21 protein-coding genes are annotated in these 23,004 nt (G+C 61.3%); 10 read left to right on the top strand and 11 right to left on the bottom strand.

What is annotated here, in order from left to right:
- Positions 1–7 precede the first annotated feature (7 nt).
- The 5 genes from secF to queA form a co-directional block, all read right to left on the bottom strand.
- Positions 8–952: a protein translocase subunit SecF gene (gene secF / locus IEV40_RS13310; protein ID WP_188422569.1), complete on the bottom strand. Its 945-nt coding sequence runs from the start codon at positions 950–952 to the stop codon at positions 8–10.
- 91 nt (positions 953–1,043) lie between these two features.
- Complete coding sequence (secD, locus tag IEV40_RS13305) at positions 1,044–2,903, bottom strand: protein translocase subunit SecD (RefSeq protein ID WP_188422568.1); 1,860 nt, start codon at positions 2,901–2,903, stop codon at positions 1,044–1,046.
- A 78-nt stretch (positions 2,904–2,981) separates the two neighbouring features.
- Positions 2,982–3,311, bottom strand: a complete 330-nt coding sequence (yajC, locus tag IEV40_RS13300) for a preprotein translocase subunit YajC (protein ID WP_188422567.1) — start codon at positions 3,309–3,311, stop codon at positions 2,982–2,984.
- A gap of 95 nt (positions 3,312–3,406) precedes the next feature.
- Positions 3,407–4,534: a tRNA guanosine(34) transglycosylase Tgt gene (gene tgt, locus IEV40_RS13295; protein WP_188422566.1), complete on the bottom strand. Its 1,128-nt coding sequence runs from the start codon at positions 4,532–4,534 to the stop codon at positions 3,407–3,409.
- Between the two features lie 16 nt (positions 4,535–4,550).
- Positions 4,551–5,579: a tRNA preQ1(34) S-adenosylmethionine ribosyltransferase-isomerase QueA gene (gene queA, locus IEV40_RS13290; RefSeq protein WP_188422565.1), complete on the bottom strand. Its 1,029-nt coding sequence runs from the start codon at positions 5,577–5,579 to the stop codon at positions 4,551–4,553.
- Positions 5,580–5,779: 200 nt separating this feature from the next.
- Between queA and recG the strand changes: the two genes are divergently transcribed.
- From recG to IEV40_RS13260, 6 genes are all read left to right on the top strand, one after another.
- Positions 5,780–7,888: an ATP-dependent DNA helicase RecG gene (gene recG, locus IEV40_RS13285; protein WP_188422747.1), complete on the top strand. Its 2,109-nt coding sequence runs from the start codon at positions 5,780–5,782 to the stop codon at positions 7,886–7,888.
- Between the two features lie 71 nt (positions 7,889–7,959).
- Positions 7,960–8,907, top strand: coding sequence for a LysR substrate-binding domain-containing protein (locus IEV40_RS13280; RefSeq protein ID WP_188422564.1), 948 nt, complete (start codon positions 7,960–7,962; stop codon positions 8,905–8,907).
- A gap of 6 nt (positions 8,908–8,913) precedes the next feature.
- Positions 8,914–9,774: a 4-hydroxybenzoate octaprenyltransferase gene (gene ubiA, locus IEV40_RS13275; RefSeq protein ID WP_188422563.1), complete on the top strand. Its 861-nt coding sequence runs from the start codon at positions 8,914–8,916 to the stop codon at positions 9,772–9,774.
- An 86-nt stretch (positions 9,775–9,860) separates the two neighbouring features.
- On the top strand, positions 9,861–10,274 hold the full coding sequence (locus IEV40_RS13270) for a VOC family protein (RefSeq protein ID WP_188422562.1): 414 nt from the start codon (positions 9,861–9,863) through the stop codon (positions 10,272–10,274).
- Between the two features lie 9 nt (positions 10,275–10,283).
- Positions 10,284–11,729 carry a DHA2 family efflux MFS transporter permease subunit gene (locus IEV40_RS13265; RefSeq protein ID WP_188422561.1) on the top strand — a complete coding sequence of 482 codons (1,446 nt, stop codon included), beginning with the start codon at positions 10,284–10,286 and terminating at the stop codon, positions 11,727–11,729.
- Positions 11,730–11,921: 192 nt separating this feature from the next.
- Positions 11,922–12,305 carry an RcnB family protein gene (locus IEV40_RS13260; protein ID WP_188422560.1) on the top strand — a complete coding sequence of 128 codons (384 nt, stop codon included), beginning with the start codon at positions 11,922–11,924 and terminating at the stop codon, positions 12,303–12,305.
- A gap of 80 nt (positions 12,306–12,385) precedes the next feature.
- On the opposite strand, the gene proC is transcribed toward IEV40_RS13260, so the two are convergent.
- Both proC and IEV40_RS13250 read right to left on the bottom strand, forming a co-directional pair.
- Positions 12,386–13,213, bottom strand: coding sequence for a pyrroline-5-carboxylate reductase (proC, locus tag IEV40_RS13255; RefSeq protein WP_188422559.1), 828 nt, complete (start codon positions 13,211–13,213; stop codon positions 12,386–12,388).
- A complete protein-coding gene (locus IEV40_RS13250; RefSeq protein WP_188422558.1) occupies positions 13,200–13,907 on the bottom strand; it encodes a YggS family pyridoxal phosphate-dependent enzyme in 708 nt (235 codons plus the stop codon). Before IEV40_RS13250 ends, proC begins: the two co-directional genes overlap by 14 nt.
- A 101-nt stretch (positions 13,908–14,008) precedes the next feature.
- Between IEV40_RS13250 and IEV40_RS13245 the strand changes: the two genes are divergently transcribed.
- The 3 genes from IEV40_RS13245 to IEV40_RS13235 all read left to right on the top strand — a co-directional run bounded on the left by IEV40_RS13245 (position 14,009) and on the right by IEV40_RS13235 (position 16,889).
- A complete protein-coding gene (locus tag IEV40_RS13245) occupies positions 14,009–15,052 on the top strand; it encodes a type IV pilus twitching motility protein PilT (RefSeq protein WP_188422557.1) in 1,044 nt (347 codons plus the stop codon).
- Between the two features lie 175 nt (positions 15,053–15,227).
- A complete protein-coding gene (locus IEV40_RS13240) occupies positions 15,228–16,364 on the top strand; it encodes a PilT/PilU family type 4a pilus ATPase (RefSeq protein WP_188422556.1) in 1,137 nt (378 codons plus the stop codon).
- A gap of 39 nt (positions 16,365–16,403) precedes the next feature.
- The gene (locus IEV40_RS13235) at positions 16,404–16,889 is read left to right on the top strand and encodes a glutathione peroxidase (protein WP_188422555.1); all 486 of its coding nucleotides are present in this window, start codon (positions 16,404–16,406) and stop codon (positions 16,887–16,889) included.
- A gap of 137 nt (positions 16,890–17,026) precedes the next feature.
- Here IEV40_RS13235 and glcF read toward each other — a convergent pair whose 3' ends face one another.
- From glcF to IEV40_RS13215, 4 genes are all read right to left on the bottom strand, one after another.
- A complete protein-coding gene (gene glcF / locus IEV40_RS13230; protein WP_188422554.1) occupies positions 17,027–18,256 on the bottom strand; it encodes a glycolate oxidase subunit GlcF in 1,230 nt (409 codons plus the stop codon).
- A gap of 20 nt (positions 18,257–18,276) precedes the next feature.
- Positions 18,277–19,344: a glycolate oxidase subunit GlcE gene (gene glcE, locus IEV40_RS13225; protein ID WP_188422553.1), complete on the bottom strand. Its 1,068-nt coding sequence runs from the start codon at positions 19,342–19,344 to the stop codon at positions 18,277–18,279.
- A 16-nt stretch (positions 19,345–19,360) separates the two neighbouring features.
- Positions 19,361–20,848: an FAD-linked oxidase C-terminal domain-containing protein gene (locus tag IEV40_RS13220; RefSeq protein WP_188422552.1), complete on the bottom strand. Its 1,488-nt coding sequence runs from the start codon at positions 20,846–20,848 to the stop codon at positions 19,361–19,363.
- 191 nt (positions 20,849–21,039) lie between these two features.
- Complete coding sequence (locus IEV40_RS13215) at positions 21,040–21,936, bottom strand: LysR substrate-binding domain-containing protein (RefSeq protein ID WP_188422551.1); 897 nt, start codon at positions 21,934–21,936, stop codon at positions 21,040–21,042.
- Between the two features lie 190 nt (positions 21,937–22,126).
- On the opposite strand from IEV40_RS13215, the gene IEV40_RS13210 reads away from it, so the two are divergent.
- A complete protein-coding gene (locus tag IEV40_RS13210; protein WP_188422746.1) occupies positions 22,127–22,678 on the top strand; it encodes a cob(I)yrinic acid a,c-diamide adenosyltransferase in 552 nt (183 codons plus the stop codon).
- Positions 22,679–23,004 lie beyond the last annotated feature (326 nt).

Below are 23,004 nucleotides of genomic sequence, written 5' to 3'. Positions count from 1 at the left end.
GCTGCTCTCAAACGACTGCGCCGTCGTTCTCCACTTTTTCCTTTGCCGGCTTCAGCAAATCCTCACGCTTGACACCCAGCCACATCGCCAGCGCCGCCGCAACGAACACGGAGGAATAGATACCGAAGCAGATACCGATCGTCAGTGCCATCGCGAAGTAATGCAGCGTCGGGCCGCCGAAGAACAGCATCGACAGCACGACCAGCTGCGTCGAGCCGTGTGTGATGATGGTGCGCGAGATCGTGCTGGTGATCGCATGGTTCAACACATCGGGCACGGCCATCTTGCCATGCTTTCGGTCGCGGAAGGTTTCGCGCACACGGTCGAACACGACCACCGATTCGTTGACCGAATAGCCGAGCACGGCCAGCACCGCCGCCAGCACCGTCAGCGAGAATTCCCACTGGAAGAAAGCGAAGAAGCCGAGAATGATGACGACGTCATGCAGGTTGGCCAGAATCGCCGAGACTGCGTATTTCCATTCGAAGCGGAACGCCAGATAGATGACGATGCCGATCACCAGCATGCCCAGCGCCATCAGGCCGTCATGCGTCAGCTCGTCGCCGACCTGCGGGCCGACGAATTCCACGCGCTTTAGTATGACGTCTGGATGCTGCGCCTTCAACGCACCGATCACCTTCTGGCTCAGTGCGCCGGAATCCATACCCTGCTTGGCCGGCAGGCGGATCAGCACGTCATGCGCGGTGCCGAAGCTCTGCACCTGCATGTCGGTATAACCCAAGTCCTCGATCGCCGTGCGTACACCGTCCACGTCGGCTGCCTGCGAATACTCGACTTCCATCACCGTGCCGCCGGTGAATTCGATCGACAGATGCAGGCCGCGGTGGAACAGGAAGAACACGGCGGCGACGAACGTCAATGCGGAAATCACGTTGAAGACCAACGCGTGGCGCATGAACGGAATGTCTTTCTTGATGCGGAAAAATTCCATTGCTTCCTCTCGATGCGACGCCTTCTGCGCCGCGTGATGTCATTCGCAGGTCCGCGCCCTATTCGTGGCGAGGACTTTTACAACTGTTTTGTTATTCCTTGGCCTTCCAGACCTGGCCGATCGAAATCGATTGCAGCTTCTTCTTGCGGCCGTACCACAGGTTGACCGCGCCGCGCGACACGATGACCGACGAGAAGATCGACGTCAGGATGCCAAGGCAGTGCACGACCGCAAAACCGCGCACCGCGCCGGAACCGAAGATCAGCAGCGCCAGACCGGCGATCAGCGTCGTCACGTTGGAATCCAGAATCGTCGCCCATGCGCGCTCGAAGCCCACCGAGATCGCCGTATGCGGCGCATGCCCGGCGCGCAATTCCTCGCGTATGCGTTCATTGATCAGCACGTTGGCATCGATCGCCATACCCAGCGTCAGCGCGATAGCGGCGATACCCGGCAAGGTCAGCGTCGCCTGCAGTAGCGACAACAGCGCCACCAGCAGCATCAGGTTGACCGCCAGCGCAAACACGCTGAAGAAGCCGAACATGCGGTAGTAGACGATCATGAAGGCAGCGATCGCGAGGAAGCCGTACAGCACCGCGTCGAAGCCCTTCCTGATGTTCTCGGCGCCGAGCTGCGGTCCGATGGTACGTTCCTCGATGATTTCCATCGGCGCCGCCAGCGAACCGGCACGCAGCAGCAGCGCCAGATCGCTGGCGGCTTCCGGCGTACCCATGCCGGTGATCTGGAAGCGCGAACCGAGTTCGTCGCGGATCGTTGCCACCGTCAGCACTTCGCCCTTGCCCTTTTCGAACAGCACGATCGCCATGGCCTTGCCGACGCGAGAACGCGTCGCTTCGCGCATGCGGCGACCGCCGTCGCCATTCAGATCGATCGCCACTGCCGGCTGGTGGTTCTGGTCGAACGCGGCAGATGCACTTGAAATGTATTCGCCGGTAATGATCGGGTCCTTGTACAGCACGACCGGCGCACCGCGGCCGACCTTGAACAGTTCGGAACCGAACGGGATGGTCGCGGTTTCCTCCGTGCCGCGCATCACCGATTCATCGACCAGGCGTACTTCCAGCGTTGCGGTCTTGCCGATGATGTCTTTCGCGCGCGAGACGTCCTGCACACCCGGCATCTGCACGACGATGCGGTTCGCGCCTTCGCGCTGGATGATCGGTTCGGTCACGCCCAGTTCGTTGACGCGGTTCGACAGCGTCGTGATGTTCTGCTGGACTGCATCGTCGATGGTCTGCTTCAGCGCGGCCGGTTGCAGCGTGGCAACCAGTTTCAGGTCGCTGCCGCTGCCGGCATCGACCAGCGTCAGCTCACGCAATTCGTCGGTCAGCACGGTACGCGCACGATCGCGCGTGGCGGCATCGCGGAAGGAAACCTCGATGTTGTCACCCTCGCGCGCGATACCGCTATGGCGCACGTCCTTGTCGCGCAGCACGGCGCGGATGCTGCTCTGCAGGCCGGTAACGCGCTTGTTCATGATGGCCTTGGTATCGACCTGCATCAGGAAGTGCACGCCACCGCGCAAGTCGAGGCCGAGGAACATCGGATGCGCATTCAGGCTTTGCAGCCACGACGGCGTGTTCGGCAACAGGTTGAAGGCGACCAGGTAAGTCGGATCGGCCGGATCGGTATTGAGCGCCTTCTCCAGCACGCCCTTGGCCTTGAACTGCGTATCGGTGTCAGCAAAGCGCACGCGCACCGTGCCTTGCGTACCGATCGTTTCGTAGTAGACGCCATCCGCCTGCAGGTTGTTTCGTTTCAGGACGTCTTCGACTTGCGTCATCAACGAGCTGTCGATCTTGACGGTCGCCTTGCCGCTGCTGATCTGGACTGCCGGCGACTCACCGAAGAAGTTCGGTATCGTGTACAGCATGCCCAGCAACAGCGCGACAGCGATCGTTATGTACTTCCAGAGGGGATAGCGATTCATGTTTGTTCGGTGTTCTGGTGAAGCGTCAGGCGAAAATCAAACCCCGCGTCCATACTGCGGAGGCGGGGTTCGTATTCATTACAGCGACTTGATCGTGCCCTTTGGCAGCAGCGTCGAGACGGCGCTCTTCTGGATGACGATTTCGGTACCTTCCTGTACTTCGATGGCCAGGTAGACGTCGGAAACCTTGGTGACCTTGCCCAGCATGCCGCCGGACGTCACGATTTCGTCGCCGCGCGTCACCGCTTCCATCATGGTGCGATGTTCCTTCTGGCGTTTCATCTGCGGACGAATCATCAGGAAGTACAGCGCCACGAACATCAGGATGATAGGGATGAACTGGGTCAGGCTGCCCAGGAAACCGCCAGGGGCCGCAGCCGTTGCTGCGTATGCGTTGGAAATAAACACGGGTTGCTCCAGGTTGTAGTAATGAAAAGTGGTCGGCTATTTTAGCACTGGAAAATACGCTGTCTGCCGTTCGACGCCCCGGAGAACCTGCGCTTTCAGGCGCCGCGTGCGCGATCTTCGTGAAACTGGCGGACGAAAGCGGCAAAACGCCCTTCCTCGATCGCGGCGCGCATCTGCTTCATCAAGTCCAGGTAATAGTGCAGATTGTGGATGGTGTTCAGCTGGGCACCGAGGATTTCGCCGGCGCGGTGCAGATGATGCAGATAGGCACGCGAGAAATTGCGGCAGGCATAACAGCCGCAGGTTTCGTCCAGCGGTTTCTTGTCATCCTTGTAACGCGCATTCTTGATCTTGATGTCGCCGAAGCGGGTGAACAGCCAGCCGTTGCGCGCATTGCGCGTCGGCATCACGCAGTCGAACATGTCGATGCCGTTCGCCACACCTGCCACCAGATCTTCCGGCGTACCCACGCCCATCAGGTAATGCGGCTTGTTTGCCGGCAGGCGCGGGCCGACGTGCTGCAGGATACGCATCATGTCTTCCTTCGGCTCGCCGACCGACAGGCCGCCGATGGCGATTCCGTGGAAGCCGATGTCTTCCAGCCCGGCCAGCGATTCGTCGCGCAGTGATTCGAACATGCCGCCCTGCACGATGCCGAACAGCGCATTCGGGTTTTCCTCGCGATTGAACTCGTCGATCGAACGCTTGGCCCAGCGCAGCGACATGCGCATCGACTTCGCCGCTTCGTCCGTCGTCGCCGGACGACCGTCGATTTCATACGGCGTGCATTCGTCGAACTGCATCACGATGTCGGAATTGAGCACGCGCTGGATTTGCATCGACACCTCCGGCGACAGGAACAGCTTGTCGCCGTTGATCGGCGATGCAAAGTGCACACCCTCTTCGGTGATCTTGCGCATCTCGCCCAGCGAGAACACCTGGAAACCGCCGGAGTCGGTCAGGATCGGCTTGTCCCAGCCCATGAAGCCGTGCAGGCCGCCGAACTGCGCGATGATCTCGTTGCCCGGCCGCAGCCACAGGTGGAAAGTGTTGCCGAGAATGATCTGCGCGTCGATGTCGTCCAGATGCTGCGGCGACATCGCCTTGACCGAACCGTAGGTACCGACCGGCATGAAGATCGGCGTTTCGATCGTGCCGTGGTTCAGCGTCAGCCGTCCGCGGCGCGCATGGCCGTCGGTTTTCAGGAGTTCGTATTTCAACATTGCATTCAGCCTCGAGTCAGCCTGCCAATTTGGTCGTCGTCAAAAACATCGCGTCGCCGTAACTGAAGAAGCGGTAGCGTTGCGCGATCGCGTGCGTGTAGGCGGCGCGTATCGTGTCGTAACCGGCCAGCGCAGAAACCAGCATCAGCAGTGTGGACTTCGGCAAGTGGAAATTGGTAATCAGCCGCGTCACAGTCTTGAACGTGTAGCCGGGCGTGATGAACAGCTGCGTGTCGGCGCTGCCAGCCTGCAGCGCGCCGCTTTGCGATGCCGATTCCAGCGCGCGCAGACTGGTGGTGCCGACCGCGATCACGTCGCGCCCGGCAGCCCGCGCCGCGCGCACGGCATCGACGGTCTGCTGCGAGATCGTGTACCACTCGCTGTGCATCTTGTGCTCGGACAGATTTTCGTTGCGCACCGGCTGGAAGGTACCGGCGCCGACATGCAGCGTCACGTAGGCGAAGTTCACGCCTTTCGCTTTCAGACTCGCCAGCAACGCGTCGTCGAAATGCAGGCCGGCGGTCGGCGCGGCGACTGCACCCGGATGCTTCGCATAGACGGTCTGGTAGCGCGTCTCGTCGAAGGTATCGGCATCGTGCTCGATGTAGGGCGGCAGCGGCAGGCGGCCATGTTCATCGATCAGTTCGAACACGTCATCGGGGAATTGCAGCTCGTAGAACTCGCCGGCGCGCTGGCCGACGATCACGTCGAAGGCATCGGCCAGGCGAATCTTCATGCCCGGTACTGGCGACTTCGACGCACGTATCTGCGCATGCACATTGCGCGCGTCAAGCACGCGCTCGACCATCACTTCCACCTTGCCGCCGGTTTCCTTGATGCCGAAGAAGCGCGCCTTCAACACGCGCGTATCGTTGAACACCAGCAGATCGCCCGGCTGCAGCAACTCGACGATATCGGCGAAAGCGCGATCGGTCAGGCCGTCGGCCTTCACCTGCAATAGGCGCGAGGCGCTGCGCTCGGGCAGCGGCGTCTGCGCAATCAATTCCTGGGGCAGGTCGAAATCGAAATCGGAAAGCGTGTACATGCGTCGGATGGATGGAAAACGGGCAGCGGAACTGCTATGGTTGCAGGATTGTTCAGGGCTGACCGACAGTCGCGCACCGAACTTCGCAAAACCCGCTATTTTACGCCCTGACACCGATTCGAATCGACAGGACGAAGCGACATCGCAAACCGATATCGCTTTGACATCGGTCGCAACGATATCGGCTCTTGCCGCCCACTATGCCCGCACCGAGGAAAAAGCCCGCCACCGCTGTCGCCGCCAAGAAGGCAGCAAAGAAGGCGCCCGCGCAGACGCCAGCGAACCGCATCGCCGACAAGCTGGCGCGGCTCGGGCTGCGCAGCGACATCGACAAGGTACTGCACCTGCCGCTGCGCTACGAGGACGAGACGCAAATTCTGCATATCGCCGATGCCAGCCGCGCATTCGGCCGCCCGGTGCAGGTCGAAGGCGTGGTCACGGCCTGCGAAGTCGCGTTCCGCCCGCGCCGGCAACTGGTCGTCACGATCGCCGACGACAGCGGGCCGCTGACGATGCGCTTCCTGAATTTCTACGGCAGCCAGGTCAAGCAGCTGGCCGAAGGCAATCGCGTGCGTGCGCGCGGCGAAGTGCGGCACGGCTTCTTCGGCGCGGAGATGGTGCATCCGACATACAAAATGGTGAACGAAGGCGCGCCGCTGCCGACCGGCCTGACGCCCGTCTATCCGGCCGGCGAAGGCGTGTCGCAAGCGATTCTGCGCAAGACCATCGCCGACGCGATGGCACGCTTAGACTGGCATGACACCTTGCCGGAAGCGCTGCGCACCGCGCACGACCTGCTGCCGTTCGAACCGGCAGTGAAGCTGCTGCACAATCCGCCGCCGGATATTTCCGAACACGCGCTGGCCGATCGTTCACATCCGGCCTGGACAAGAATGAAGTTCGACGAACTGCTGGCGCAGCAACTGTCGATGAAGCGTGCACAGGAAGCACGCCGCGCGAAAGGCGCTGCAGTATTAAACAAGGTCGGTTCGTTATCGCAAGCTTTCCTGCAGCAACTGCCGTTCAAACTGACAAGCGCGCAGCAGCGCGTGCTGCAGGAAATTCGCCACGACCTGCAGCAACCGTATCCGATGCAGCGCCTGTTGCAGGGCGACGTCGGCAGCGGCAAGACGGTGGTCGCCGCACTCGCCGCAGCGCAGGCGATCGACAGCGGCTACCAGGCGGTACTGATGGCGCCGACCGAAATCCTCGCCGACCAGCATTTCCGCAAGATCGCCGGCTGGATGGAGCCGCTGGGCATCAACGTCGCGTGGCTGACCGGCAGCCTGAAGGTGAAGGAAAAGCGCGAGGCCAAGGAACGCATCGAAACCGGCGTCGCGCAGCTGATCATCGGCACACATGCGGTGATCCAGGACGACGTGCAGATTCCGAAACTGGGGCTGGCGATCGTCGACGAGCAGCACCGCTTCGGCGTCGGCCAGCGCCTGACGCTGCGCAACAAGGGCGTCGGCGACGGTACCGCGACCGTGCCGCATCAGTTGATGATGTCGGCCACGCCGATCCCGCGCACGCTGGCGATGACGTATTACGCCGATCTCGAAGTCTCGGTCATCGACGAACTGCCGCCGGGCCGCACGCCCATCGTCACACGCGTGATCGACCAGAACCGGCGCGACGAAGTCATCGAACGCGTGCACGCCGCCGCGCTGGAAGGCCGGCAGGTCTATTGGGTCTGTCCGCTGATCGAGGAATCGGAAGCGCTGCAGCTGCAGACCGCGACCGATACGCATGCAGCGCTGTCGACCGCATTACCCGACCTGCGCGTGGGCCTCGTGCACGGCCGCATGAAGCCGGCAGAAAAACAGGAAACGATGGATGCCTTCACGCGCGGCGATGTGCACGTGCTGGTCGCCACTACCGTGATCGAGGTCGGCGTCGATGTACCAAATGCGTCGCTGATGGTGATCGAGCATGCGGAACGCTTCGGCCTGTCGCAGCTGCACCAGTTGCGCGGGCGTGTCGGGCGTGGCTCGGCGGCCAGCGTCTGCCTGCTGCTGTACCAGTCGCCGCTGGGCCCGGTCGCCAAGGAGCGGCTGCGCATCATGCGCGAATCGACCGACGGTTTCGAGATCGCCCGCAAGGATCTGGAATTGCGCGGCCCCGGCGAATTCCTCGGCGCGCGCCAGTCGGGCCAGGCGATGCTGCGTTTCGCCGATCTGGAAACGGACCAGTGGCTGGTCGAACGCGCGCGCGATGCGGCACAGCAATTGCTGCACAACGATCCGGCAACCGTCGAAGCGCATCTGGCGCGCTGGCTGGGGTCACGGGAAGATTTCCTGAAGGTATAGAATAAACGCCTCGCGCCCTATCGCTTCACGATATCGCTCCACCATCGTTCTACCATCGCCCAGCCAACGACATGACTCTCACCGAACTCAAATACATCGTCGCCGTCGCCCGCGAAAAGCATTTCGGCCGTGCGGCCGAAGCCTGTTTCGTCGCACAGCCGACGCTGTCCGTCGCGATCAAGAAACTGGAAGACGAACTGGGCGTGACGCTGTTCGAACGCGGCGGCAGCGAAATCTCGATGACGCCGCTGGGCACGCAGATCGTCGCGCAGGCCGAACGCGTGCTGGAACAGACCGCGGCCATCAAGGAAATCGCCAAGCAGAACAAGGACCCGCTGGTCGGCCCGTTCCGCCTCGGCATCATCTACACGATCGCGCCCTATCTGCTGCCGCCGCTGGTCAAGACGCTGATCGAAAACGTGCCGCAGATGCCGCTGGTGCTGCAGGAAAATTTCACCGTCAAGCTGCTGGAGCTGCTGCGCCAGGGCGAGCTGGACGCGATCATCGTCGCGCTGCCCTTCCCCGATCAGGGCTTGATGGTGCAACCGGTCTACGACGAACCCTTCGTCGTCGCCGTGCCGAAGGATCACGAATGGGCCAAACGCGATCACATTCCCAGCGATGCCCTGAAATCCGAAACCATGCTGCTGCTCGGCAACGGCCACTGCTTCCGCGACCAGGTGCTGGAAGTGTGCCCGGAAATGTCGCGCTTCTCGACCTCCGGCGACGGCATCGCGCGCACTTTCGAAGGTTCGTCGCTGGAAACGATCCGTCACATGGTGTCGTCCGGCATCGGCATCACGGTGCTGCCGCGCGGCTCGGTGCCGGACATGCATCCGACCGACGGCATGCTGCGTTACGTGCCGTTCGACGAACCGACGCCGTCGCGCCGCGTCGTGCTGGCATGGCGCAAGAGCTTCACGCGCGGCGCGGCGATCGAGGCGGTGCGCCAGGCATTGCTGTCGTGCGAGTTGAACGGCGTGACGATGCTGGCCGACGAACCGCCGCTGGAGACCTGATCCGCCGTGCAACAGAATCGCCTGCATCTCTACCTGCGGCTGGTCCGCCTCGACAAACCGATCGGCACGCTGCTGCTGCTGTGGCCGACGCTGGTCGCACTGTGGCTGGCATCGAATGGCGTGCCCGACTGGCGGCTGCTCGTCATCTTCATCGTCGGCACCTTCCTGATGCGTTCGGCCGGCTGTGCGATCAACGATTACGCGGATCGCGATTTCGACCTGCACGTCAGACGCACGAAAGACCGGCCGATCACGTCCGGTCTGATCAAGCCGAAGGAAGCGCTGATCGTTGCGGCTGTGCTCGCAATTTTGGCCTTCTGCCTGATCCTGCCGCTGAATGCGCTGACCAAGCAGCTGTCGATCGCCGCCGTCATCATCGCCGGCACCTATCCCTACTTCAAGCGCTTCTTCGCGATCCCGCAGGCCTATCTCGGCATCGCATTCGGCTTCGGCATCCCGATGGCGTTCGCCGCCGTGCAGAACACGGTTCCCGCAGCCGCCTGGTGGCTGCTGCTGGCGAACGTGTTCTGGTCGATCGCCTACGACACCGCCTACGCGATGGTCGACCGCGACGACGACCTGAAGATCGGCATGAAGACATCCGCCATCACCTTCGGCCGCTACGACGTCGCCGCCATCATGCTGTGCTATGCGGCATCGCTCGGCATCATCTTCGCCGTCGGCTGGCAGTACGGACTGCGGCTATGGTTCGCAGCCGGCATGCTGGCTGCGGCCGGCTGCGCGCTGTACCACTACACATTGATCCGCACGCGCGACCGCGACCGCTGCTTCTACGCATTCCGGCACAACAACTGGCTGGGCGGCGCAGTATTCGGCGGCGTGCTGCTCGATTACCTGCTGCGCTGAGATCTCGCCGTCGCGGCAAAGGAATTTTCCTGCTGTCTTGCCATCCAACGGTGCCAACTGCATCAACCGTGGAATGGAGTGCCGCCATGCAATTCATCGTCAACATCGACGTCGACGATCTCGACAAGGCCGTACAGTTCTATGGTGCGGCGTTCGGCTTGCAAGCCGGCCGCAAGCTGGGCGAAGCCGGCATCGAGATGCTGGGTGGCGCGGTGCCTGTTCATCTGCTGCACAAACAGGCCGGCACTCTTGCCACGGCCGCGACTGACGAGCGACAACATTGCACACGCAGCTACACGCGCCACTGGTCGCCGCTGCATCTGGATATCGTCGTCGACGACATCGAAGCGGCAGTGCAACGTGCCGTGGCAGCCGGTGCGTTTCTCGAAGAAGCGATTTCGATTCACGCGTGGGGCAAGCTGGCATTGATGGCCGATCCTTTCGGCCACGGCTTCTGTTTCGTACAACTTTCAGAACAAGGCTATGACGCCCTTTCATGACACAACCTCATGACGCCGACCACCACTGAACCGCAAGGCGGCGACGCCAACGTCAAACGCTACCTGCCGTGGGTCGTGGCCATTGCGCTGTTCATGGAACAGTTGGATTCGACCATCATCAACACCGCCGTGCCGGCCATGGCAGCCAGCCTGCACGTGACGCCGCTGAGCCTGAAAGCCGTCGTCAGCAGCTACATCCTGAGCCTGGCCGTCTGTATCCCGATCAGCGGCTGGATGGCCGATCGCTTCGGCACGCGCCGTGTGTTCAGCATCGCCGTCACGCTGTTCACGCTGTCGTCCATCCTGTGCGGACTGTCGGTCAACGTGCCGATGCTGGTGGCAGCGCGCATCCTGCAAGGCATCAGCGCGGCAATGATGCTGCCGGTCGGCCGCCTCGCGATCATTCGCACCTTCCCAAAGTCCGAACTGCTGACGGCGATGAACTTCGTCATCATTCCGGCGCTGATCGGTCCGCTACTGGGGCCGACGATAGGCGGGTTGATCGTGCACTGGCTGCCGTGGCAGGCGATCTTCTTCGTCAACGTGCCGGTCGGACTGGGTGCGCTGTGGATGATTCGCCGCCATATGCCCGACTACCGCGCCGAAGCGACGCGTCCGCTGGACGTGATCGGCCTCGTACTGTTCGGCTCGGGCGTCGCGCTGCTGTCGTGGCTTCTGGAAATCTTCGGCGAACACTATCTGGATGCAACGTCGGCATCCATCCTCTTCGCACTGTCATTGGCGCTGCTGGCCGCCTACGTGCTGCACGCGCGCACGGCGCTGCATCCACTGCTGCAGTTGGCACTGTTCCGCGTGCGTACCTTCCGTGTTTCCGTCGTCGGCGGTTTCATCACGCGATTGGGGCTGGGCGGCATGCCATTCCTTCTGCCACTGCTGTACCAGATCGGACTGGGCCTGCCGGCCTGGCAGTCCGGCATGCTGATGATGCCGGCGGCAGTCGCGGCGATGGGAATGAAACTGATCGCAGTACGCGTGCTGCGGCGCTTCGGCTACCGCAGCGTGCTGATCGTCAATACCGTGATGATCGGCCTGACGATTTCATTGTTCTCGCAGATCACGCCGAATACGCCCATCCTCCTGATCGTGCTGCTCGGCCTGACGCAGGGCTTTTTCAACTCGCTGCAGTTCTCCAGCATGAATTCGATGGCCTATGCCGATATCAAGGGCGAGGATTCCAGCATGGCCAGCACGATCGCCAGTTCGATGCAGCAGATGTCGATGAGCTTCGGGCTCGCGTTCGGCTCGCTCATCGCCGGCTGGTTCCTGGGTGGCCTGCCGCAATCCAATCACGTCGCCGTGATGGGAGCGCTGCATCACGCCTTCCTGACACTGGGCGCCATCACCATCCTTTCGTCGCTGTCGTTCTGGACGTTGCGTCCGCACGACGGCGACAGCGTCAGCCGCGGCCAGGTCGCCACACGGCAATCCGCCTGAATCCGCCTTGCGACCCGCCGGCACGCTTGCCGCCCCTCTATCGATACATTCTGTAACAGCGCTTACCGAAATCGGGCTGGTTCCTGACAACCGAATCGCCTTTAATGGCGTTGTCATCTGCAGGCGTCATTCGTCAGGACGATGCCGACGAACAAGCTGCCGGCACATGCCGCATCAACGAAAGGAAAAAACATGAAGAAACGTCTCATCGCCTGTACGCTCATCGCTGCCGCACTGGCGGCGCAGGGTTCTGCCTTCGCCGACGATCATGGTCATGGCCGCGGTCACGATAAATCGTACCGTTACGATGATCGCCACGATCGTCATGACCGTCATGATCAACGCGACGACCATCGCTACTATCACAACGGCCGCGGCGCCGGCCCGCATCACGACTTCTATCGCGGTCAACACTTGTCGGCCGAATACCGCCGGCACGAATACATCGTCGATAACTGGCGCTATCACCGCCTGAGCGCACCGCCGCGCGGCTACCACTGGGTGCAGACCGGCCCGGATTATGTGCTGGTCGCGATCGCAACCGGCATCATCGCGCAGATCGTGCTGAGCAACTGATAGTGCGCCGCCCATTGCGTCGCACCCATCAAAAAAAGGGGCTGCATCTGCAGCCCCTTTTTTCGTTTCCGTCATGACGTTCAGTCGCGTCCGAATTCCTCGCCCAGTTCGCGGCCGCGCGCCGCCGCCGCTTTCATCGCCTTGACGATCGCGTCTTTCACACCGCTCTGCTCCATGCTGGTCAGCGCCGCATAGGTAGTGCCGCCCTTGGACGTCACGCGTTCGCGCAACACCGAAACCGGATCGTCCGACTGCGCCGCCAGTTGCGCCGCGCCGACGAAGGTAGAAATCGCCAGCGCATTACCCTGCTCTGCAGTCAGGCCCATTTCCCGCGCTGCCTGCTGCATCGCTTCGAGGAAGTAGAAGACATACGCCGGGCCGCTGCCGGAAACGGCGGTGACCGGATCGATCAGCGTTTCGTCGTCCAGCCACACCGTCTCGCCGACCGCGCGCAGGATCGCATCGGCTGCATCGCGCTGCGCAGCGCTGACGCCGGCCGTCGCCGCCATGCCGGTCACACCCTTGCCGATCAGCGCCGGCGTATTCGGCATCGTGCGCACGATCGCATCGTGGCCACCCAGCCAGCGCGACAGGTCGGCCGCGCGAATGCCGGCGGCGATCGACAGCACCAGTTGTGCGCGCACATGCGGCTTCAACTGCGCGACCACATCCTTCATCTGCTGCGGCTTGACCGCCAGCACGATGACGTCGCTCTGCACGACCACATCGTCGATGGCAGTTGCCGTACACACGCCAAACTGCTGCTGCAGTTTTTGCAACGCATCGGCGTTGAGATCGACGACGTGGATGTTGGCGCCGGCCGTCATCTTGCCGGCAAGACCGCCGATCAGTGCAGCCGCCATGTTGCCGCCGCCGATGAAACAGATTTTCAATTCATTCTTTTGCATAGTTCCTGGTTCCGAAAATGGCCGAACCGATGCGCACGATAGTGGCGCCTTCGGCAATGGCCGCCGGCATGTCGGCCGACATGCCCATTGACAGCGTATCCAGCTGCAGACCGTCGGCCTGCAGCTGCGTGAAAAGGTCGTGCATCTTCCTGAACGGCGCACGCTGCCGCGCTGCATCGTCCTCCGGTTCGGGAATCGCCATCAGTCCGCGCAGCCGCAGCCGTGGCATTGCGGCAATCGCCTTCGCCACGGCCGCCACCTCTTCCGGCGGCACGCCGCTCTTGCTCGCTTCGCCGCTGACGTTGACCTGCAGGCAGACGTTCAGCGGTGGCAGTTTTTCGGGGCGCTGATCGGACAGACGTTGCGCAATCTTTTCGCGATCGACCGAATGCACCCAGTCGAAATGTTCGGCGATCGGCCGCGTCTTGTTACTCTGGATCGGGCCGATGAAGTGCCATTGCAGCTGCAGGTCCGGCCGCTGCGCGCGCACCGTTGCCATCTTGTCCAGCGCTTCCTGCAGGTAGTTCTCGCCAAACGCCTGCTGGCCGGTCTCGGCCGCATCGATCACCGCATCGGCACCGAAGGTCTTGGAAACCGCCAGCAGGGCCACATCATCCGCCGCGCGTTGCGCGTTGTCTGCAGCCTCGGCGATCTGCTTGCGCACGGCTTGCAAGTTCTGGCGTATTGCAGACATAATCAAAGTTCTTTAAAGCAAGGTTTCGCGATATTTTGCAATTGCCGCCGCATCAGGCGCAGCAGGCACTTTTCCCGTCAGGGCGGGCTCAGGGATTATAAATGGACATTTCCGAACTACTCGCGTTCTCCGTCAAGAACAAGGCTTCCGACCTGCATCTGTCCGCCGGCCTGCCGCCGATGATCCGTGTCAACGGCGACGTACGCCGCATCAACCTGCCGCCCCTGGAACACAAGGACGTGCACGCGATGATCTACGACATCATGAACGACGGTCAGCGCAAGACCTACGAAGAGCGTCTGGAAATCGACTTCTCGTTCGAAATCCCCGGTCTGTCGCGTTTCCGTGTCAACGCCTTCAACCAGGATCGCGGCGCGGCCGCCGTGCTGCGGACGATTCCGTCGAAGATTCTGACGCTGGAAGACCTGCACGCACCCAAGATCTTCGCCGAACTGGCATTGAAGCCGCGCGGCCTGGTGCTGGTGACCGGCCCGACCGGCTCCGGCAAATCGACCACGCTGGCAGCGATGGTCAACCACATCAACGAAAACGAATACGCGCACATTCTGACGATCGAGGACCCGATCGAATTCGTGCACGACTCGAAGAAATGCCTGATCAACCAGCGCGAAGTCGGCCCGCACACGCATTCGTTCGAGAACGCACTGCGTTCAGCGCTGCGCGAAGATCCGGACATCGTGCTGGTCGGCGAATTGCGCGATCTGGAAACGATCCGTCTCGCACTAACGGCGGCGGAAACCGGCCACCTCGTATTCGGCACACTGCACACCTCGTCGGCCGCCAAGACGATCGACCGTATCATCGACGTCTTCCCCGGCGAGGAAAAGGAAATGGTGCGCGCGATGCTGTCCGAATCGCTGCAGGCCGTGATCTCGCAGACGCTGCTGAAAACCAAGGACGGCAGCGGCCGCGTCGCCGCGCACGAGATCATGCTCGGCACGCCGGCGATCCGCAACCTGATCCGCGAAGCAAAGATCGCGCAGATGTATTCGGCGATCCAGACCGGCGCCAACGTCGGCATGCAGACGCTGGACAACAACCTGACAGAACTGGTGAAGCGCAACGTCATCTCCGGCGCGACCGCGCGTTCGGCGGCGAAGACACCGGAAAACTTCCCTGGATGAGTGTGGGGTTTCGCAAAGCATTGCTTTGCGCCACACGAATCCGAGCAGCTTGCAAGCTGCGAGGTGGAAGAAAAGATGTGCTTGGCTTACCGTTTTAAGGCAACGAACAAAGCCGTTTTAGCGCATACGACAAACGCGAATCTACGAATAAAGAATCGATAGAGAAAGGCCCACCATGGAACGCGATCAGGCCACCAAATTCATGTACGACTTGCTGCGCCTGATGCTCAGCAAGAACGGTTCCGATCTTTTCATCACCGCCGAATTCCCGCCGGCCTTCAAGATCGACGGCAAGATGACGCAGGTATCGAACCAGCCGTTGACGCCGCAGCATACGGTCGAACTCGCGCGCGCCATCATGAGCGACAAGCAGGCTGCCGAATTCGAAGCCACCAAGGAATGCAACTTCGCGATCAGCCCCGGCGGCATCGGCCGCTTCCGCGTCTCCGCCTTCGTGCAGCAGGGCAAGGTCGGCATGGTGCTACGGACCATCACGACGGCGATCCCGAAACTGGAAGACCTCGGCGTGCCGGATACGCTGAAGGACATCGTGATGACCAAGCGTGGCCTCGTCATCATGGTCGGCGCCACCGGCTCCGGCAAATCGACGACGCTGGCCGGCATGCTCGGCTATCGCAACGAGAACAGCTACGGTCACATCATCACGATCGAGGACCCGGTCGAATACGTGCATCCGCACAAGAATTGCGTGATCACGCAGCGCGAGATCGGCGTCGATACCGAAGACTGGGCGATTGCACTGAAGAACACGCTGCGCCAGGCGCCGGACGTGATTTTCATCGGCGAGATCCGCGACCGCGAGACGATGGACTATGCGATCGCTTTCGCCGAGACCGGCCACCTGTGCCTGGCGACGATGCACGCAAACAGTTCCAACCAGGCGCTGGACCGCATCATCAACTTCTTCCCCGAGGAACGCCGCCAGCAGCTGCTGATGGATCTGTCGCTGAACCTGAAGGCGATGCTGTCGCAGCGCCTGATCCCGCTGAAGGATACGAAGGGCCGCTGCGTGGCCGTCGAGATCATGCTGAACTCACCGCTGATCTCGGACCTGATCTTCAAGGGCGACGTGCACGAGATCAAGGAAATCATGAAGAAGTCGCGCGAACTCGGCATGCAGACTTTCGACCAGGCGCTGTTCGATCTGTACGAAGCCGGCAAGATTTCCTATGAAGACGCGCTACGCAATGCCGATTCGGTCAACGACTTGCGGCTGTCGATCAAGCTGCACGGCAAGGAAGCGCACGGACGCGATCTGTCCAAGGGCACCGAGCATCTGGGTATCGTGTAGGCGGCGATGTAAATCGCGGCATGAAAGGCAGGAGGCAGCATGAGCAACGTCCATGATTTCACCGTTACCGCTCTGACCGGCGCACCCGTTGATCTGTCGCAGTATCGGGGCAAGGTCATGCTGATCGTCAATACCGCGAGCAAATGCGGCTTCACGCCGCAGTACAAGGGGCTGGAAGCATTGCATCAACAATTCGGCGAACGCGGTCTGGAAGTGCTGGGCTTTCCCTGCAATCAATTCGGCGGGCAGGAACCGGGCGATGCCGACGAGATCGGCGCATTCTGCGAAAAGAATTACGGCGTGTCGTTTTCGCTGCTCGAGAAAATCGACGTGAACGGCAGCGATGCCGAACCGTTGTTCAAATACCTGAAGCATGCCGCACCGGGCTTACTGGGCAGCGAAGCGATCAAATGGAATTTCACTAAATTCCTGATCCGCAAGGATGGCAGCGTATTCAAGCGTTATGCGCCGCAGACCAAACCCGAGGAACTGACGACGGACATCGCACAATTGCTGGATGAGTAGTTTCCCGAATAAATGAAGCGACGAATCACGCCTTGTCGCTCAGCTTTCCGCTTTGACCTTTTCTTTCATCTGTTCCGCTCAAGAAAAACGCCGGCAATTGCCGGCGTTTTTCTTGATGCGATACATGCGCTAATGCACTAAGCACTGCGTAATGCATCGTCGACCAATTCGATCCAGTGCCGCACCGGCTTGTCCGTACCGGATTGCAGATGCGTGATGCAACCGATGTTGGCCGAAACGATGGTCTCTGCACCGGTCGCTTCCAGATTTGCCAGCTTGCGGTCGCGCAGGCTGTACGACAATTCCGGCTGCAATACCGAATAAGTACCGGCCGAACCGCAGCAGAGATGGCTTTCCGCACACAGCTGCACATCGACGCCGGCAACGCGCAGCAACTGTTCGACCTTGCCACGTATCTGTTGGCCATGCTGCAGCGTGCATGGCGGATGCCAGGCGACACGCTGCGTCATCTTGCCTGCCAATCTGCCGGCAAGTTCCTGCTCGAACTGCGGCAAGATTTCGCTGAGGTCTTTCGTCAGTTCGGTGATACGCCGCGCCTTTTCCGCATAAACTGGGTCGTCGATCAGCAGATGGCCGTAATCCTTGACCATCACGCCGCAGCCGGATGCCGTCATCACGATCGCTTCCGCGCCGTCTTCCACATGCGGCCACCATGCATCGATATTCCGGCGCGCATCGTCGCGTGCCGCTTCATGATCGTTCAGGTGATAACGGATCGCGCCGCAGCAGCCTGCCTTGGGGGCGACAATCAACTGTACATCCAGCGCATCGAACACGCGTGCCGTCGCCGCGTTGATATTGGGCGACATCGCAGGCTGTACGCAGCCGTCCAGCAGCAGCATGCGGCGTGCATGCGCAGCCGTCGGCCAAGTTCCCGCATGCTGTGCGCGCGGCACCTTGTCCTTCAATTTTTTCGGCAGCAATGGACGGAACAACTGGCCCGTCTTCATCGCGGGCGCGAACAGCCATTTACGCGGCAGCAATTCCTTCAGCGCCGTGCGTTTCAGTTTTTCGCCGAACGTGTACTCGACACGTTCCGATACGACCTTGCGGCCGATGTCGACCAAGCGTCCGTATTGCACGCCGGACGGACAGGTCGTTTCGCAATTGCGGCAAGTCAGGCAGCGGTCCAGATGCAGTTGCGTCTTCGCGGTCGGCTCCTTGCCTTCCAGTACCTGCTTGATCAGGTAGATGCGACCGCGCGGGCCGTCGAGTTCGTCGCCCAGCAACTGGTATGTCGGACAAGTCGCGGTGCAGAAACCGCAATGCACGCATTTGCGCAAAATTGCATCTGCCTCGCTGCCTTCGCGTGTGTCCTTGATGAAATCGGCCAAATTGGTTTGCATGTGTTCGTTTCCCGATACGGCTAGAGCTGCGCGTACATGCGGCCCGGATTGAAGATGCGTTGCGGGTCGAAGGCACTCTTCAGATTGTGATGGATGCGCGCCACGGCCGGTGCCAGCGGCTGGAAGAGTTCGCCGTCACGGTCGCCGCCGCGGAACAGCGTCGCATGACCGCCAGTGGCGGTCACTGCATCGCGCACAATCTGCGCGAACTGCGGCGATGCATCGGCAACATGCAGCCAGCGCTGCGCACCGCCCCACTCGATCAGTTGTTCACCGTCGAGGTTCAGCTGTGGCGCTACCGACGGCACCGACAGACGCCACAGCGCGCCAGGGCGATCGAAATAGGCATTGCGCTGCTCACGCAACGCCAGCCAGAAATCCGTCGCATCCGGCATCTCTTCGCCGCCAATCGCAGTGCGTGCCGCAACGATCGCCGCCTGCGCACCAGACAGGCGCACCGCCAGCACGCCGTCGCACCAGGCACTGGCCGAAATCGGCAGCGGCTTGCCGCCCCATTCGTTCAGACGGCGAATCGCTTCTTCTTCCGTCAGTTGCAGACGCAATGTGGTTTCCGCCACCGGACGCGGCAGCACTTTCAGCGAGACTTCCAGGATCAGGCCCAGCACACCGAGCGAGCCAGCCAGCAGGCGCGAGACGTCGTAGCCCGCCACATTCTTCATCACCTGTCCGCCGAACTGCAGCAGTTCGCCCTTGCCGTCCATCAGTGCGGCGCCCAGCACGAAATCGCGCACCGCGCCGACCGCCACACGACGCGGCCCCGAAAGCCCTGCCGCCACCATGCCGCCGACCGTCGCACCGGCGCCGAAATGCGGCGGCTCGAAAGCCAGCATCTGGTTCTGTGCGGCCAGCGTCTGTTCGACGTCCGTCAGCTTCGTGCCGGCACGCACGGTGACGACCAGCTCGGTCGGATCGTAATTGACGATACCGGCATAGGCGCGCGTATCGAGCACGTCGCCGACCGGATGACGGCCGTACCAGTCCTTGCTGCCGCCGCCACGGATGCGCAGCGGCTGGTTGTGGCTGGCGGCCAGAATCTGGTCGCGAAATTGGGCGAGTATCTGTTCCATCGATTGAAGGGCAAAATCAGAAGCGTGGCAAATCGGGGAACTTCAGCATGCCGCGACGCACATGCATTTTTCCGTATTCGGCGCAGCGTTGCAGCGTCGGAATGGCCTTGTCCGGGTTCAGCAGGCGCGGCGGATCGAAGGCCGCCTTGACGCCGAAGAAAACATCCATTTCCGCGCGCGAAAACTGCACGCACATCTGGTTGATTTTTTCGAGGCCAACACCGTGCTCGCCGGTGATCGTGCCGCCGACGGCGACGCACATTTCCAGAATCTCGGCACCGAACAGTTCGGCGCGATGAAATTCGTCGGCGATGTTGGCATCGAACAGGATCAGCGGATGCAAATTGCCGTCGCCGGCGTGGAAGACGTTCGCACAGCGCAAGCCGTACTTCTCTTCCATCTTCTGGATACCGAGCAGCACTTCCGCCAGCGCACGGCGCGGAATCGTGCCGTCGATGCAGTAGTAATCGGGTGAAATACGGCCCGCAGCAGGAAAGGCGTTCTTGCGGCCCGACCAGAATTTCAATCGCTCGGCTTCGTCGCGCGACACCGAGATCGCCGTCGCGCCGGATGCTTCGAGCACCGCAATCATGCGCGCGATTTCTTCGTCGACTTCTTCCGGGATGCCGTCCGATTCGCACAGCAGCAAGGCTTCGGCATCGATGTCGTAACCGGCCTTCACGAACGGTTCGACCATGCGCGACGAGGTCTTGTCCATCATCTCCAGTCCGGCCGGAATGATGCCGGCGGCGATCACCTTCGCCACGGCATCGCCGCCGCGCGCAACGTCGTCGAACGATGCGAGGATCACGCGTGCCTGCTGCGGTTTCGGAATCAGCTTGACCGTGACTTCGGTCACCACGCCGAGCATGCCTTCCGAGCCAATGAAGACAGCCAGCAGATCGAGGCCTGGCGCATCAAGCGCAGTGCCGCCGAGTTCGACGACATCGCCTTCGATCGTCACCATGCGCACGCGCATCACGTTGTGCACGGTCAATCCGTATTTGAGGCAATGCACGCCGCCGGAATTCTCCGCGACGTTGCCGCCGATCGAGCAGGCGATCTGCGACGACGGATCGGGCGCGTAATACAAACCCAGCGGCGCAACCGCTTCCGAGATCGCCAGATTGCGCACGCCAGGTTGCACGACTGCGGTACGCGAATACAGATCCATCGAAAGAATGCGGTTCATGCGCGCCGTCGACAGCACGACGCCATCGGCGATCGGCATTGCACCGCCCGAAAGCCCGGTGCCCGCGCCGCGCGGCACGATCTTCACCTGCAGCGCATTGCACACCTTCAGCGCAGCGATCACCTGCTCTTCGCTTTCCGGCAAGACGACGACCATCGGCAGCCTGCTATAGGCAGCCAGTCCGTCGCATTCATAGGGACGCGTATCTTCCTCGTCGAACAGCACGCTGCGTTCCGGCAGAACGGCACGCAGCGCGTCGACGACGGTGCGTTGATATTCGGCGGTGAAAGATGGAGCGGAAATGGCGTTCATGACGATGCGATGTTGTGCGCGTTGCAACCGCGGCGCGCAACCGTGCGCACCGTTATTCGACGGAACTAGAGTGTAACGATGGCACCATCGCGCACGGGTGAAAAATATTCAACTCATGGAGTGCCGGAATCGGCACTGCCGCGCCGTATTGGGCATCAGGCGCGGCAGAAAGAAGGGAGACCTGCAGAGAACTACTTCAGTCGTTGCGTGATGAAGCGACCCTTCATCCAGTCGAGCATCGCTGCCACTTCAGGCCGGTCGCGCGCATTGCGTTCGTAGACGAGATAGTAGGCATGCTGCGGTGTGGCAAGCTTGATATCGAACAACGGCACCATCTCGCCCTTGCGAATCATCTCGCTGGCAAAGTGTCCGCGCGCCAGTGCGACACCATAACCATGGCGCACGGCTTCCAGCAGCAGACCGAGATCGTCGAAGCGCAAACCGTTCACCGGCTCAGGCCAATCGAGACCGGCTGCCTCGAACCACGATTGCCATGGTTCCAGCGCGGAACGCAGCAATTGCGCTTTCTTCAGATCGATCGGCTTTTCCAGGCCGCCGATCTTCTCCAGATACGCAGGACTGGCCACCGGGAACACCGGTTCTTCGAACAGTTTTTCCGTCACCATGTCCGGATACTTGCCGGCACCGAAACGTACCTCGACGTCGGTTTCGGACAAGCTCATGTCGTACAGCGGCACCGACAGATAGGTTTCGATCGTCACGTCCGATTGCTGCGCCATGAACTCATGCAGATGCGGCAGGAACAGATAGCGTGCAAACGTCGGCGGCACCGTCACCTTGACGCGTGGCTGCGCCGGCGCATTGCGATACGGCAGCGGAAATTCGGCCAGCGAACGCAGCGCATCGCGCACCACATCCAGATAGCGCCGACCGAATTCAGTCAGGCTGACGCTGCGGCCGTCGCGCACGAACAGGCGTTCGCCGACGAATTCCTCGAGCAGGCGGATACGATGCGAAAAGGCCGATGGTGTAATGCACAACTCTTCAGCGGCGATCGCGAACGAACCGTGACGTGCCGCTGCCTCGAATGCGGAAAGAGCATGAACGGGAGGAAGTCTGATGGCCATTGCATCCTGCGTTAGTGATTAATAACAGGATTTTACCGGTTCGGCGGCAACATCGTTCTGCGCCCCGGTTTTGCAGTCGGAAACTGTCATTTTAGGCATGCATCGCATGGCCGCGATGGCAGCTTTCCCTGCAGTTTTTCCGGCGGTTTTCCCGTATCCTCGCATTCTCTGCAACCAACTCTACTGCATCATGGGTAACCGACTTTCAAAGATCGCCACACGCACCGGCGATGACGGCACGACCGGCCTGGGCGACGGCAGCCGCACCGGCAAGGATGCCTTGCGCGTGCAGGCGATGGGCGACGTGGACGAACTGAATTCGCATGTCGGCCTGTTGTTGTGCGAAGAACTGCCTGCTGCGCTGCGCGAGGAGCTGGTATCGATCCAGCACGATCTGTTCGATCTCGGCGGGGAGCTGTGCATTCCCGGTTATGCGCTGATCGACGATGCGCATGTGGCGCGACTCGATGCATTGCTGGCGAAGTACAACGCGGATCTGCCGCCGCTGAAGGAATTCATTCTGCCGGCCGGGTCGCGGGCGGCATCGCAGGCGCATGTTTGCCGGACGGTTTGTCGGCGTGCTGAGCGGATGGTTGTGGCTTTAGGGCGTGTGGAGACGTTGAACGAGAATCCGCGACGATATTTGAATCGGTTGTCGGATTTGATGTTTGTGGTGGCGAGGGTGTTGAATCGGTTTGGGGGTGGTGGGGATGTTTTGTGGGAGCGGGAGAGGGAAAGATGACTGTTTTTCTTCTTGCGGCTTGCGATAACAAGAGCGTTATTTCTTCGTAGGAAATGGAGTTGCCGGGGGCGGCCCGGCAGCCGCTCACTTTTCTTGTCTCGCCAAGAAAAGTAAGCCAAAGAAGGCGACCGCAAGACGCTGCCCCTTCGGGGTGCCCGATTGAGCAATGCGAAAAATGGGAAACGGGCGAAACTCGCTTCGCTCAGACAACGCCCGTTTCTTTTTCCATTTTCCGTATTGCCCAATCGGCAGCGCCCCAGCGGAGACTTCCTGGACGGCTCGCCTTCGGCATTGCCATCCAAAACTGCGAACAACGGTTCTGTTTT

This window comes from Oxalicibacterium solurbis, from assembly GCF_014635845.1.
GTDB lineage: Bacteria > Pseudomonadota > Gammaproteobacteria > Burkholderiales > Burkholderiaceae_D > Oxalicibacterium > Oxalicibacterium solurbis.
The sequence above is the reverse complement of the archived record's forward strand: the minus strand, read 5'-3'. Positions and strand labels throughout refer to the sequence as shown.